The organism is Nocardia sp. NPDC055002 (assembly GCF_053608825.1).
Map to the genome: position 1 here is coordinate 744,655 of NZ_JBSGWE010000003.1, position 13,532 is coordinate 758,186.

Genomic DNA, 13,532 nt, shown 5'->3' on the forward strand with positions numbered 1-13,532 from the left:
GAGCATAAGGGCATGAGCGGTATGCCTGATGTGCCCGAGGCGCGGGTACTCGTCGTCGACGACGAACCGATGATCGTCGAGCTGCTGGCGGTGAGCCTGCGCTACCAGGGGTTCGAGGTGGCGACGGCAGCCGACGGCGCCGAGGCGCTGGATCGGGCGCGCACGTTCCGACCGCAGGCGCTGATCGTCGACGTGATGATGCCCGGCATGGACGGCTTCGGCCTGCTGCGCCGGTTGCGCGCCGACGGGATCGACGCGCCGGTGCTGTTCCTGACCGCGCGCGACGAGGTGGACGACAAGATCACCGGGCTCACCCTCGGCGCCGACGACTACGTCACCAAGCCGTTCAGCCTGGAGGAGGTGGTGGCGCGGCTGCGGGTGATCCTGCGCCGCGCGGGCCACGCCGAACCCGAGAAGGCGAGCACCCGGTTGCGCTTCGCCGATATCGAACTCGACGACGACACGCACGAGGTGTGGAAAGCCGGCGAGCCGGTGGCCTTGTCCCCCACCGAGTTCACGCTGTTGCGCTATTTCATGGTGAACGCGGGCAGCGTGCTGAGCAAGCCCCGGATCCTGGATCACGTGTGGCGCTACGACTTCGGTGGCGAGGTGGGCGTGGTGGAGACGTACGTGTCCTACCTGCGCAAGAAGGTCGACACCGGCGAGCAGCGGTTGATCCACACGCTGCGCGGTGTCGGCTATGTGATGCGTGAGCCCACCCGGTGAGCAGACTTCCCCTGCGGGTGACGCTGGTGTTGATGCTGGTCGCGCTGGCCGGATTCGGTTTGGTCGCTTCGAGTTTCGTGGTGACCAAGGCGATGGAGAACTCGCTGCAGAACCGCACCGATCAGCAGTTGCAGGACGCGGCGTTGGAGTGGGAGCGGCGGGTGGGGCTGCCCGTGCCGAATCTGCCTCCGCCCTCGTCGGAGTCCGGACAGCCGCCCGGGCGCTATTTCGTGACGGCCGAGAGCACGGACGGCACCCGAAAAGTGCGCCTCGACAATGTCTTCGGTACCGATTCCCAGCCCGACCTGCCCGATCCGCCCGCACTACAGCCGATTACGGTCGGCTCCACGGATGATTCGGGCGATCAGTGGCGGGTGCTCACCGTCAACGGTCATCGCGCCACGGCGACGGTCGCGTGGCCACTGACCGAGAACATCGAGACGGTGCGCAATCTCGTTGTGCTGCAATTGATCGTCGGCGCGATCGTGCTGATCGCGCTGGCCATCGCGGCCTATTTCGTGGTGCGCGGCAGTCTGCGACCGCTGCACCGGGTCGAGGCGACAGCGGCGGCGATCGCGGGGGGCGAACTGCATCATCGAATCCCGGTGCACGGCAATGTCACCGAGGTCGATCGACTGTCACAGTCGTTGAACAGCATGCTGACCCAGATCCAGCAGGCGTTCGCCGCCACCGAGGCCTCCGAGACCGCCGCGCGCGATTCCGAGGCGAAGATGCGCCGATTCGTCGCCGACGCCAGTCACGAACTACGCACCCCGCTCACCACGATCCGCGGCTTCGCCGAGCTGTACCGGCAGGGCGCGACCACCGACCCCGCGATGTCCATGAACCGCATCGAACACGAGGCGCAACGCATGGGTCTACTGGTCGAAGACCTGCTCATGCTGGCCCGCCTCGACGCCCAGCGCCCCGTCGAACTGAGCCCGGTGGATCTGCTGGCAGTGGCGGGCGACGCCGTGCACAGCGCCCGCGCGGTCGAATCCGCGGCGGGACAACATCGTCCGATCACCTTCGACATCGCCGAAGGCACCGGCACTTTGGAAGTCCTCGGCGACGAACACCGCCTGCGCCAGGTCCTCACCAACCTCCTCGACAACGCCCGCACCCACACTCCCGACGGCACCTCGATCACCGTCCGCCTGACCCCCACCGACGATGAGGTACAGATCGAGGTCGTCGACACCGGCCCCGGCCTCGACCAGGCCGCAGCCGACCACGTCTTCGAACGCTTCTACCGCGCGGATACCTCGCGCACCCGCGCCAGCGGCGGCACCGGCCTCGGACTGTCCATCGTGCAAGCCCTGGTAGCCGCTCACCGGGGCAGCGTCGAAGTCTCCAGTACCCAAGGCACAGGGACGACGTTCACCGTCCGCCTCCCCCGCGAACAAGCCTGACGCCCGCGAGTGGCGCCATGGCGACGAGCTCCGCGGTCAGACCGGCGTGACCTGGGAGACCAGCCAGCGGTCGTCGGCCTTGTCCAGGGTGACTCGCACTCGGCTGCCGGAGGTCGCGCCGTCCGGGGTGTCCTTGCTGGTGGTCAGCTGGTTCAAGTAGAGGAGCACCACGGCGTGCTCGGGCTCGGCGGAAACGACGCCCTCGGCCTGGGTGGTGGCCTTCACGGTGAGCTGCTTCTCCTTGGCGCCCGGCGCGATGGCTTCCTTGATGAGCTTCAGGTAGTCGTTGCGGAACGACTCGGTCAGGCCGTCGGCCGCCTTCGGCAGTTCGGTGTCGACGGTGGCCGGCTCGTAGGTGAACATGGCGCTGACGGTGCGGCTTGCCGCGCTCATCGCGTCGGAGCGGGCCTGCTCGGTCCGGTCGTGCTGCCAGAGCTGATAGCCGCTCACCCCGAGCACGATCGCGGCGATCAGGCCGAGGGCGGCGAGGCTGCCGAAGACGATCTTCATACGCTGGCTCATCCCACGAACTCCACCTTCGACACGGTCATTCCGGTGTCGCCGTTGGACACCGTGACCCGGAACCGGTACTGCCGCGATTGTGGTTCGGGCGAGCCGTTGTTGCTCACCATCTGCTTGGCGGCGACGAGCACCTGTGCGGAGTCGCCGTCAGCGGTGACGACGCCCGACTCGACCACCTCGCCGGTGGAAACCACATTCGCCTGCTTGACCACGTCCATGAACGGATCGACACGACCGTCGAACTCGGTCTTGAAATCACCGGAGGCGACCGACAGGATCCGGTCGATGTCCTCCTTGGCCGTGTCGGCGCGGATCGTGGTGAGGTTCAGCACGGCCTGGCGGGCGGTCTCGGTGTACTGCGCGCGCAGGTCCTCGTCCTTGTTCGCCGAGTAGGCGGTGAAGGCGGCGAAGCCGGCACCGACAACCAGTGCGAGCACGAGCACGCTCGCCGCGGCGAGCGCCAGGATGCGGCCGCCCGAGCCCGGTGCCTTGTCGTCGGCGGACTTGTTCAGGTCGACCGGCTCGCTCGCCGGGAGCTCCACGGCGTCGTCCTCGGACTTCACGGTGACCTCCGCGGACTCCACGGTGGTCGCGGCGGACTTCGATGAGCCCCCCGCAGACTTCGCGGGAGCCTCAGCGACCTTCACCCTGACCGCGCCGTCCACGTCGACCGGCGATGCGGTTTTGCTCTTATCGATGGTGACCGTCTCGGCCGCCGTCTCCCCGACCGGCGGACCGGCCGTGCGTGCGGCCCGCCTGCGCGGGCGGCGGTTGTCGTTGTCGTTCATCGTTGCTGCTCCTCCAACATCGCCTGCCAACTGGCCGGCACGGTGCCCGACCCGTCCTCGGCGATGTCACCTTGGCGGTACGTGCGTCCGTCCGTGCCCAGATAGCTGCCCGTGGACGGATCATAGGGGCGCGCTGCGGCGGGCGTCACAGCGCCCGTCGATGCGCCTGCCGGTGCCGACGCCGGAGCGACCGGCTGAACCGGCCCGAACGGCGGGTTGTTGCCTTCCGGCACGAACCCGGTCCGGCACAGTTCGGGCGTGGGTGCCCGGACGCCGGGGAACTCCATGCACGGCGTGTTGCGGATGCCGCGCACCTCGATATTCGAGTCCTGTGGCACCTTGCAGTACAGCCCGGGTGGCGTATCCATCGGTGTCAGATCGCTCGGATCCCGCCGCTGATCCGCGGGCAGGAAGCCGGTGGTGCAGGCGGGCGGGTCGTGGACAACGGTCATGAAGTCGACCATCACGCCGTACTTCGCCGGCCCTCGGATGGCGGTGCGCAGCGCCGCGATCAGCGGCGGGAAGACGACCAGGAGCTGTTCCACGCTCGCGTTGTAGATCACGCCGACCTGCCCGAGGCTCACCAGATTGCTGGCCAGCAGCGGCAGGGTGGGGCGCAGGGACTGGAACTGCTCGGTCACCGTCTCCATCGCGGAAGGACCGTTGTTCAACAGGTTCCGCAGCGCGGGATCGTGCTCGCGCAGCTGGTCGGTGAGGGTCGCCAGATCCGCTGTCCAGGAACGGATATCGTCGGCGGAGCGAGTCTGGGTGTCCAGCAGCGGACCGATTTGGTCGAGCAGTTTCTTGGTCGGCTCGACGTCGCTTTCGGCCTGCTGCACCAGCAGCGCGGCCGAGTCGATGAACCGCTGCAGATCGGGCCCGGCACCGTTGAACGCGAGAAACGCCTCGTCGATCACCTGGCGCAGCCGGGTGTCGGCGACCGTCGCGAGCAACTTGTCGGCCTGGTCGAGCATCGCGCCGACGTCCTGCGGCAGGTGCGTACGCGATTCGGGGATCACCGAGCCGTCGCGCAGGTTCCCGTCGGCCGGTTGATCGGTGGGCACCAGATCCACGTACTGCTCGCCGATGGCCGAGACACTGCGCACCCAGGCGCTCGAATCGGCGGGCACCTTGTAGTCACTGTCGATCGACAGATCGGCTTCGACCCCGGCCGTCGTCAGACGTACCGCCTCGACCTTGCCGATGTTCTGCCCGCGGTAGGAGACATTGGCGGTGGGATAGAGCCCACCGGTAGCGGCCAGCTGCACGGTCACCGCGTACCGGCCGATCCCCAACATCGCGGGCACCTGCACGTAGGCACCGCCCATCACGACGAGACCGATCACGGTGAGCACCGCGAAGATCGCGAGCTGGGCTCGCACGAACCGGGTGAGTTTCATCGACCCGCCCCTTCCTGACCGGGCAGCGGCGCGGTGATACCGGGGATGGCGGGCAGGCCGGGGATGGCCGGCAGCCCTGGGATGCTGGGTACGGGGGCCGGTGCGGCCGAGAAGGGCGCGGTGGCCGGGTCAGCGGCATCGGTGGCGGTCGACGGCGCGAACGAGCCGACGACACCTTCCACCCCACCGAAGCGACCGCCGAGTGGCGTTCCGGTGAGCCAGTTGCTGTCGAGACGACTAGCGGTCAGGTCGAACGTGATGAACAAGTTCATGTAGTCGCCCTTGATCGCGTTATCGATGTTCCGGATCGGGAACGGGAACGTCGGCAGGATGCCCAGCGCCTGGATCAGGTTGTTCCCGGTGTCGGCCAGCGTCTGCAGCACGGGACCGAGACTGCGGAGATTGGCCACCAGGTCGTCGCCGCTGGTCTTGATGAGCCGTTCGCTGACATCGCCGAGCTCACCGAGCCCGGTGATCGCCGCGGTGATGTTCGCCGACCGATCGGCCAACGCGGTGAGCGCGGGATGGATCTGTTCGATCGCCTCGGCGATCACGTCCTTCTGCCCGGCCAGCTCGACGGTGAGCCGGTCCAGGCCCTCCATCGCGGCGATGATGCTGCCGGTCTGCCGGTCCAAACCGGTGGTCAGCTCGTTGAGCTGCGGCAGCAGGTCGGCGATGTCGTCCTCGCGACCGTTGAGCATCGCGTTCAGTTCGGTGGTGATCGTCTCGAGCTGCGCGATACCGCCGCCGTTGAGCACCACCGACAGCGAGGACAGCACCTGCTCGGTCGTCGGATAGGCGCCTGCCCGATCGAGCGGAATGACGTCGCCGTCACGCAGCTGACCGCTGGGCGCGCCGTTTGTCGGCGCGGACAACTCGACGTGGTTGCTGCCGAGCAGACTGGTCTGGCCGATCTTGGCGATCGCGTTGGCGGGCAGGCGGACATCGGGGTTGAGCGAGACCGTCACCAGCGCGTGCCAGCCCTCGACCTCGATCCCGGTCACGTTGCCGACCTCGACGTCGTCCACCCGCACCGGCGAATTCCGGGTCAGCGTGGTGACATTGGGCATCTGGATCCGGACGGTGTAGGAGCCGGGCATGCGCCCCTCGGAGCCGGGCATGGGCAAAGAGTTGAGCCCGTCCCATTGACAACCGGTGGTGCTGAGCGCGACGGCGACGCCGACGGCCAGCCCGGCGAGTATGCGTTGCCGCCTCTGGCTCACGGCCGCCTCGATTCTGGACTGACTGAAAGGTGCGACGAAGGAGCGAAGGTTCACCGCTGCCCTCCTGGAACGGCGAGCCCGGCAAGACCTTCGGGCACGGTGACCGGCGCGGCGGTGGGCGCCGCGGTCGGCTGGCCGGCACCGGCAAGGCTCGGCTCGCTGTACACCAGCTGGTCGGGGAACGCCTGGACGCCGCCGACCGGGTTTGTCATGATCGGCACGTAATTCATTGCCAGCGAACTGATCACCGGTGCGAGGAACTCCGCGCACAGATCCGCGGACCTGTCGGAGTTGTTGTGTTCGAGTGCCCGGATCGAACCGCACAGGAAGGTGAGCGGACTGGCCGAGTTGTTCAGCGCGACCGAGCCCGTGAGCGAGCCCTGAGCGGGCTTGTAGAGCTGGTAGAAGTTCACCATCGCGGTCGGGCCGGAGTGCAGCACCTGTTCGAGCTGCGGCCGCTTGTCGACCAGCGTCTGGGTGACGTCGGCGAGCTTCTCGACGCTCTCGGTCAGCTCACCCCCGGTGCCGTCGAGGAACCGCTTCACGTCGGCCAGTGCCACATCGAGGCTGTCCAGACCGGCGCCGAGATCTTCCGACGCGCCCGCCAGCACCGAGGACACCGAAGCCAGCCGACCGCTGAACTGCACGATCTGCTCGTTGCTCGCCGAGAGCACCTCGACGAACTTCTGCAGGTTGCGGATGGTGCCGAACAGGTCTGTTCGCCCGTCGGACAGGGTGGTCACGGTCGCGGACAGTTCACGCAGGGTGTCGCGGAACTTCTGGCCGTTGCCGTCGAGGTTCTCGGCCGCGGTGTCGACGAAGCGGCCGAAGGAGCCCTGCTTGTCGTCACCGACCGGCCCGAGCGCCGTGGACAGTTTGGTCAGTTCGGCCTTGATCTCGTCCCACTCCACGGGCACCGCGGTGCGGTCGAGCGGAATCTGCGCACCGTCGGCCAGCTTTGGTCCGCCGCTGTAGGCGGGCGCGATCTGCACGAAACGGGCCGATACCAGCGACGGCGCGATGATCACCGCGCGTGCGTCCGCGGGCAGGTCGACGCTGCTGTCGATGCTCATCTTCACCCGCGTCTGGCCCTGGCCCGGTTCGATCGAGTCGATGCTGCCGACGGTGACACCGAGTACCCGGACCTCATCGCCTTCGTACAGACCGGTGGTGGAGGTGAACGCGGCGGTCACCGTGTTCTTTCCGCCGCCGGTGACGAAGTAGACGGCCACGGCGATCAACGCCGCGACAATGACCACCGCTACGGCGATCGTCCAGCGCGGCAACCCGCGTACCTGCTGAATCGAGCTCATCGCGGGGGATCCTCCTCAGTAGGAGCGATGTACGGCGTCCTCGGATGGGTGAAGATATCGATCAGGTCCTGTGGCACCTGTTCGGGCCAGACCAAAGCGTCGACGAGCGGGCGCAATTCGGTACTGGTCGCGTTCACCACGTAGGCGTTGAACCAGGGCCCGTTGCCGACCTGCTCACCGAGCGCGGCGGCGTAGGGGCCGAGGCCGTCGAGGGCTCCGTTGAGGTTCTGTTCGTTGCGCTGAAGCAGGGCCAGTACCGAATTCAACCGGTCCAGCGTCGGCCGCATCTGGGGCTCGTTGTCGGCGACCAGGCCCGAGAGCTGCCTGGCCACATCGTCGATGTAGACGATGAGCTGGTTGATCGCGGCCCGGCGCCGGTCGAGCTCGCCGAGCAGCTCGTTGCCGTCGAGGAGCAGCGTATTGAGCTGGGTGCTGCGGTCGGCCAGGATCTTGGTGACGTTCTGCGCCCGGGCCAGCAGGTCGGTCAGTGCCTGATCGCGCACATTGATGCTGCGCGACAGGGCTGTCACACCGTCGAGCGCGTTGCGCAGCGGGCCCGGCGTGTCGGCGAAGGCCGCCGACAGGGTGTCGAGGGTCTGGTCGACCTGATCGAGATCGAGATCGCGCACGGTCCCACCGAGATCGCTCAGCGCTTCGTTGAGCGAATAGGGCGAGGTGGTGCGGTCGACCGGAATGGTGTCACCGGTGCCGATCGCACCGGGACCGGTCGGCACCACATCCAGCGACTTGCGGCCGAGGACCGTGTTGGTCTTGATCGCGGCAGTGGTCTTCTCCCCCAGCACGATCGACTCGTCCAGGTCGAACTTCACCAGGACCTTGTCGCCGTCGAGGCTGACCTGCCGCACTTCGCCGGATCGCACACCGGCCACATGCACCGGGTCGCCCTCCACCAGGCCGCCCGCGTCGAGGAAGTTCGCGGTGAAGGTCGCTCCGGACCGGATGAAGGGCAGCTCGGTGAATTGCAGCGTCGCGAGCGAAATCGTCACCACCAGCACCACTCCGACGATGCCGATCGTCGCCGACGGCGACTTGTTCTCATTCATTGGGCGTGCACCTTCCGGTCGCCTGCAGACCCGGCATGTGTACTTCCATCGGCTTGCCGTCAGGGCCGGTGATCAGAATGTTGGTCCCGCAGATGTACAGCTGCAGGAAGGAGCCGTAGGCGCCGATCCGGATGAGCTTCTTGTATGTGTCGGGCAGTTTTCCGAGCACCCATTCGATGTGGTCGGAATCCTCGTCCAGGTTCGTGGCGAGCCTGCCGGTCTGCTCGATGGTGTTGCGCAGATCGGGACGGGCCTGCACCAGCAGGTCGTTGATCTCCTGGGTCGCGCCCGCGATCCGCGGCAACGCGTTGCCGATCGGGTCGCGCTGTGCGGACAGGTCGCTGACCAGGCGCTGCAGTTCCTCGATGGTGGTGGCGAAATGGTCACCGCGATCATCGATGGTGGCGAGGACGGTATTGAGGTTGTCGATCACGCTGCCGATCAGCGCGTCCCGGTCCGCCAGGGTCTTGGCGAAGCTCCCACCGCTGTTCAGCAGTGAGACCAGCGTGCCGCCCTGGCCCTGGAAGATCTGCAACAGCGCCGCGGTGAGATCGTTGACCTGCGCTGGGTCGAGCCCGCGCAGCAGCGGCTTGAAGCCGCCGAGCAGCAGATCCAGATCGAGCGCTGGCGTGGTCTGCGCGAGGTCGATGGTGTCACCAGCGGAGAGCCGCCGCGCCGAGCCCGGCCCTTCCAGCAGTTCCAGGTAGCGATCGCCGACGAGGTTCTCGTACTTGATCGCCGCCCGGGTGCTGGCCAGCACCGCGTACTTGGTGTCGACATCGAAGGCGACGTGGGCGAGGTCGTCGTCGCCGACCTTCACCGAGGTCACCGACCCCACCGGCACACCGGCGATGCGCACCTTGGCGCCGGGCAGCATGCCCGACGAGCTGGTGAACACCGCGTGATAGCCGTCCTCACTGGAGAACCGCGCCTGACTCAAAACGATCGCCAGGCCGGCGAACACCAGCGTCATCACCACGGTGAAGATCGCCAGTTTGACCGTCGTCCCCGTGTTCCTCACCGCGTCACTCCCGGCAGTCCGTCCAGCAGTAGCTGGAATACCTTTGGCACACCGTGGAATTCGTACTGGGTAGTCGGCGTGTACGGCGCACCCTGGTTGGTGTCGGTCACCAGATAGTTCGAATGGCTTTCCGGTACCCGATCCACCACACCCTCGCAGCGCGGGCCACCGGTGGCATTCACCTTGGGCAGGTCGTTCGGGTAGGAGTAGGGCTGGCTACCCGGCATCACGCTCGCGTTCATTCCGACACCCGGCAGCAGCCCGCCCATCATGTCCTCGGCGATCGGCACCAGCGGGCCGAGGCCGTTGATGACGCAGCTCAATGCGGGCGCGTATTCGAACAGCAGGGCGGTCGTCGGCCGCAGCAGGTCGAGCGCGGTCACCAGATCGTGCTCGTTCTCGCGCAGTACCGATCCCACCGTGTCGGACAGCCCGATCACATTGACCAGCACGTTGTCGAGCTGGCCCTGCATCTCGGAGATGGTCTGCGAGGTGCCGGTCGCGTTGTCGACGGTGCGCAACAGCGGGTCCGTGACTTCGGCGTACAGGTCGGTCACCGCGGCGGTCTTGTCCAGATCCGCTTGCAGCGTCGGCAGGTATGGGTTGAGTTCGCGCAGATAGCGATCCGAGCGCACCAGCAGATCGCCGAACTTGTCGCCACGACCTTCCAGTGCGGTGCCGAGCGCGGTCAGCGTGGCGTTGAGCTTCTCCGGTTCTATTTGGGCGAGCACATCGGACAGGTGCTGGAACAGCGTGTTGAACTCCACCGTCACCGAGCTGGCCGCCACCGTGCTGCCGGGCTTCAGCGAGCTCGACGAAGGCTGCTCGGGGACAACGAAATTCACGTATTTGGCGCCGAACACCGTGGTGGAACGAATGTCGACACCCGCGTTCGACGGCACCAGCTTCAGCTGTTCGGGGTCGACCTCGAGCAGGATCTGCGCGCCGTCGTCGCGCAGGTTGATCTCGGCGACGCGGCCGATCTCGACGCCGCGCACCTTGACCTTGGCGTCGGGGTCGAGCACCAGGCCGGAGCGCGGAGCGTCGACCAGCACCTGGGCGGTGGTGGTGAACGCGCCTTGGAAGAGGGCGAACGCGAAAGCCACGAGCCCGATGAGCAAGCCGACCATTGTGAGCGCGGCGAGCTTGCGCCCGAGCCCGCCCTGCAATGCGGCAACGATCCGTGAAGTGTCCATCACGCTATCCCGAGAGGTGGAAGTTGCCGGAGGTGCCGTAGATGGCCAGCGAGATCAGCAGCGTCACAGTGACGACAGCGATCAGTGACGAGCGCACCGCGTTGCCGACCGCGATGCCGACGCCGACCGGACCACCCGCGGCGTGGAAACCGTAGTAGGTGTGGATGAGCATCACGGCCAGTGCCATCACGATCGCCTGCGCGAACGACCACAGGATGTCGCTCGGGATGAGGAAGGTCGAGAAGTAGTGGTCGTAAACGCCTGCCGACTGCCCGTAGATCACGACGGTCGCGAACCGGCTGGCGATGAACGAAGCGATCACCGCGAGTGCGTAGAGCGGCACGATAGCGATCATGCCGGCCAGCACCCTGGTGCCGACCAGGAACGGAATCGGCCGGATCGCCATCGATTCCAGCGCGTCGATCTCCTCGGCCACGCGCATCGCGCCCAGCTGCGCTGTCGCGCCTGCGCCGATGGTGGCCGCCAGTCCGATGCCGGAGATCACCGGTGCCGCGATGCGCACATTGATGAGGGCGGCGAAGAAGCCGGTCAGTGCCTCGACGCCGATATTGCCGAGCGAGCTGTAGCCCTGCACCGCGATGGTGCCGCCCGCCATCAGAGTCAGGAAGCCGACGATCACCACGGTGCCGCCGATCACAGCCAAAGCGCCACTGCCCATGCTGATCTCGGCGATGAGGCGGATGGTCTCGGTGCGGTAGTGCACCAGCGCGCGCGGCACCGAGCCGAGCGCCTTGACGTAGAAGATGGCCTGATCGCCCAGGGAATCCACCGATTTCGACATTCGGTCGAAACGGCGGACCGTGCGCGGAAACTTGCTGCGAACTATGAATGCCATGTGGTCACCGCACCGTGAATTTCAGGCCGATCGCGGTGACAACCACATTCACCACGAACAGCGCCATGAACGCGAATACCACTGTTTGGTTCACCGCGTCACCGACGCTCTTGGGTCCGCCTTTGACCTGCAGCCCGAGATAACAAGCGACCATTCCGGCGATCAGGCCGAACAGGCCCGCCTTGATTTCGGAGATGATCAGCTCGGACAGATTCGTCAGCAGCGGAATCCCGTTGACGAAAGCGCCGGGGTTCACGCCTTGGAGAAAGACCGAGAACACGAAGCCGCCGGCGATACCGATGGTGCACACCAGGCTGTTGAGCATCAGCGCCACGAACATCGAGGCGAACACGCGCGGCACGACCAACCGGCTGATCGGGTCGATGCCGAGCACCTTCATCGCGTCGATCTCTTCGCGAATCGTGCGTGCGCCCAGGTCAGCGCAGATCGCGGTGGCGCCGGCGCCGGCGACGATCAGGACCGTGACGATCGGGCCGACCTGGGTGACGGCGCCGAACGCGGCGGCCGCGCCGCTGAGGTCAGCGGCGCCGATCTCGCGCAGCAGGATGTTGAGCGTGAAGACCACCAGCACCGTGAACGGGATGGCGACCAACAGCGTGGGCACGATCGAGACGCGAGCCACGAACCATGCCTGGTCGATGAATTCGCGCCATTGGAATGGCTTGCGGACGGTGGCTCGTGCCACTTCCGCGCCGAGTTCGAAGAAACCGCCGACCGCCCGCAACGGGACAGCAAGGAGGTTGTTCATTCCGAATCCTCCTCTTTCGACGGGCGGACCGATGTGTCCGCGTACCCGTACTTCACCGCCACCCCGATCTGAAGACTGCCCAAAGACTAGAACATGTTCCTACTAATGTCTGCCATATTCGTAGACTCAGAGCAGGACTTTTTCTCGTAAAACGCTGTCAAAACTGAAACGGATACTTATTCAAATCGGCGACCTTCCTGTGAGGCGGCACACACCCCGACGGTCATGTCTACCAATACCTGGACTGGTGATCAACACGACAGGCGAGACAATTCCGGCGAGGTGTGCGGCCAGCCAACATCAGGCAAACCGTGGACTGGACCGCTCAGCCCAGATCGCGGAGGTCGCGCGCCGAAAAGGTGTGATCCGCGGGGCGCTCTGCGAAGTAGCCACCGAGGGTGGCGGCCAGGTCGGCCTCGGACCATTCGGCACCCGCGGCATCGAAGCGCTGCTCGACCGTCGGCGCCGCCATCAGCGCCACCATCGGTCCGTAGACGACGAAGACCTGACCGTTCACAGCGTCGGCCGCGGGCGAGGCGAGATAGGCCACGAGCTTGGCCACGTGCTCGGGCGCCAGCGGGTCGACCGTACCTTCGGGCGCGTCCGCGAAGACCGCCTCGGTCATCGCGGTCCTGGCCCGGGGGCAGATCGCGTTGGCGCGCACGCCGTACCTGGACAGCACGCGCGAGGCGGTGAGCGTGAGGGCGGTGATACCGGCCTTGGCCGCCCCGTAGTTCGCCTGGCCTTCCGGTCCGAGCAGGCCCGCCTCCGAGGAGGTGTTGACCAGCCGGCCGTAGACCGGCTCGCCCGCCGCCTTGGATGCCGCGCGCCAGTAGGCGGCCGCGTTGCGGGTGAGCAGGAAGTGTCCGCGCAGGTGCACCGCGATCACCGCGTCCCAGTCCTCGTCGGACATGTTGAACAGCATGCGATCGCGGGTGATGCCCGCGTTGTTGACGACGATGTCGAGCCCGCCGAGCGATTCCTGCGCGGTCGAGACGAGCGCGTCGGCCGTCGAGCGCTCGGCGATGGAGCCGCCGACGAATTCCGCCTTGCCACCGAGCTCGCGGATGGCGGCGATGGTCTCGGCCGCCGCGTCCTCGGTCAGGTCATTGACGACCACCGCCGCACCGGCCGACGCCAGCGCGAGAGCTTCGGCCCTGCCGAGCCCGGCGCCCGCACCGGTCACGATCGCGACCCGGCCCTCCAATGAAATCTGCGTCACACTCATTCGGCCGACTCTAG

13 protein-coding genes are annotated in these 13,532 nt (G+C 66.7%); 2 read left to right on the plus strand and 11 right to left on the minus strand.

The annotated features are described in order from the left end of the window. Positions 1-12: 12 nt before the first annotated feature. A complete protein-coding gene (locus ACWF99_RS15620) occupies positions 13-726 on the plus strand; it encodes a response regulator transcription factor (RefSeq protein ID WP_452536405.1) in 714 nt (237 codons plus the stop codon). Then, entirely contained in the window at positions 723-2,138 is a 1,416-nt protein-coding gene (locus tag ACWF99_RS15625) for a sensor histidine kinase (protein ID WP_452536407.1), read from the plus strand. The genes ACWF99_RS15620 and ACWF99_RS15625 overlap by 4 nt, the downstream gene beginning before the upstream one ends. Positions 2,139-2,174: 36 nt before the next feature. Here ACWF99_RS15625 and ACWF99_RS15630 read toward each other — a convergent pair whose 3' ends face one another. The 11 genes from ACWF99_RS15630 to ACWF99_RS15680 all read right to left on the minus strand — a co-directional run bounded on the left by ACWF99_RS15630 (position 2,175) and on the right by ACWF99_RS15680 (position 13,518). Beyond that, entirely contained in the window at positions 2,175-2,660 is a 486-nt protein-coding gene (locus ACWF99_RS15630) for a h domain protein (RefSeq protein ID WP_358069368.1), read from the minus strand. Further along, positions 2,657-3,448 (minus strand): hypothetical protein, encoded by a 792-nt coding sequence (locus ACWF99_RS15635; protein WP_452536409.1) that lies wholly within the window; start codon positions 3,446-3,448, stop codon positions 2,657-2,659. Before ACWF99_RS15635 ends, ACWF99_RS15630 begins: the two co-directional genes overlap by 4 nt. After that, complete coding sequence (locus ACWF99_RS15640; RefSeq protein ID WP_452536411.1) at positions 3,445-4,848, minus strand: MCE family protein; 1,404 nt, start codon at positions 4,846-4,848, stop codon at positions 3,445-3,447. Before ACWF99_RS15640 ends, ACWF99_RS15635 begins: the two co-directional genes overlap by 4 nt. Beyond that, complete coding sequence (locus ACWF99_RS15645) at positions 4,845-6,071, minus strand: MCE family protein (RefSeq protein WP_452536413.1); 1,227 nt, start codon at positions 6,069-6,071, stop codon at positions 4,845-4,847. The genes ACWF99_RS15640 and ACWF99_RS15645 overlap by 4 nt, the downstream gene beginning before the upstream one ends. Before the next feature lie 50 nt (positions 6,072-6,121). After that, entirely contained in the window at positions 6,122-7,384 is a 1,263-nt protein-coding gene (locus tag ACWF99_RS15650; RefSeq protein WP_378658129.1) for an MCE family protein, read from the minus strand. After that, positions 7,381-8,448: an MCE family protein gene (locus ACWF99_RS15655; RefSeq protein WP_358069381.1), complete on the minus strand. Its 1,068-nt coding sequence runs from the start codon at positions 8,446-8,448 to the stop codon at positions 7,381-7,383. Before ACWF99_RS15655 ends, ACWF99_RS15650 begins: the two co-directional genes overlap by 4 nt. After that, positions 8,441-9,469, minus strand: a complete 1,029-nt coding sequence (locus ACWF99_RS15660; RefSeq protein ID WP_378658134.1) for an MCE family protein — start codon at positions 9,467-9,469, stop codon at positions 8,441-8,443. The genes ACWF99_RS15655 and ACWF99_RS15660 overlap by 8 nt, the downstream gene beginning before the upstream one ends. Next, entirely contained in the window at positions 9,466-10,665 is a 1,200-nt protein-coding gene (locus ACWF99_RS15665; protein ID WP_452536415.1) for an MCE family protein, read from the minus strand. The genes ACWF99_RS15660 and ACWF99_RS15665 overlap by 4 nt, the downstream gene beginning before the upstream one ends. Before the next feature lie 4 nt (positions 10,666-10,669). Then, positions 10,670-11,521: an MlaE family ABC transporter permease gene (locus ACWF99_RS15670; protein WP_062982725.1), complete on the minus strand. Its 852-nt coding sequence runs from the start codon at positions 11,519-11,521 to the stop codon at positions 10,670-10,672. A gap of 4 nt (positions 11,522-11,525) precedes the next feature. Continuing rightward, entirely contained in the window at positions 11,526-12,290 is a 765-nt protein-coding gene (locus ACWF99_RS15675) for an MlaE family ABC transporter permease (RefSeq protein ID WP_101464635.1), read from the minus strand. A 325-nt stretch (positions 12,291-12,615) separates the two neighbouring features. After that, positions 12,616-13,518, minus strand: a complete 903-nt coding sequence (locus tag ACWF99_RS15680) for a 3-oxoacyl-ACP reductase (RefSeq protein ID WP_378631687.1) — start codon at positions 13,516-13,518, stop codon at positions 12,616-12,618. Positions 13,519-13,532: the final 14 nt, after the last annotated feature.

What these genes read in the sequence shown, in the direction of transcription:
- ACWF99_RS15620 (WP_452536405.1), top strand. Translation starts at nt 13, where the DNA reads ATGAGCGGTATGCCTGATGTGCCCGAGGCGCGGGTACTCGTCGTCGAC.
- ACWF99_RS15630 (WP_358069368.1), bottom strand. Translation starts at nt 2,660, where the DNA reads ATGAGCCAGCGTATGAAGATCGTCTTCGGCAGCCTCGCCGCCCTCGGC.
- ACWF99_RS15635 (WP_452536409.1), bottom strand. Translation starts at nt 3,448, where the DNA reads ATGAACGACAACGACAACCGCCGCCCGCGCAGGCGGGCCGCACGCACG.
- ACWF99_RS15640 (WP_452536411.1), bottom strand. Translation starts at nt 4,848, where the DNA reads ATGAAACTCACCCGGTTCGTGCGAGCCCAGCTCGCGATCTTCGCGGTG.
- ACWF99_RS15650 (WP_378658129.1), bottom strand. Translation starts at nt 7,384, where the DNA reads ATGAGCTCGATTCAGCAGGTACGCGGGTTGCCGCGCTGGACGATCGCC.
- ACWF99_RS15655 (WP_358069381.1), bottom strand. Translation starts at nt 8,448, where the DNA reads ATGAATGAGAACAAGTCGCCGTCGGCGACGATCGGCATCGTCGGAGTG.
- ACWF99_RS15665 (WP_452536415.1), bottom strand. Translation starts at nt 10,665, where the DNA reads ATGGACACTTCACGGATCGTTGCCGCATTGCAGGGCGGGCTCGGGCGC.
- ACWF99_RS15670 (WP_062982725.1), bottom strand. Translation starts at nt 11,521, where the DNA reads ATGGCATTCATAGTTCGCAGCAAGTTTCCGCGCACGGTCCGCCGTTTC.
- ACWF99_RS15675 (WP_101464635.1), bottom strand. Translation starts at nt 12,290, where the DNA reads ATGAACAACCTCCTTGCTGTCCCGTTGCGGGCGGTCGGCGGTTTCTTC.
- ACWF99_RS15680 (WP_378631687.1), bottom strand. Translation starts at nt 13,518, where the DNA reads ATGAGTGTGACGCAGATTTCATTGGAGGGCCGGGTCGCGATCGTGACC.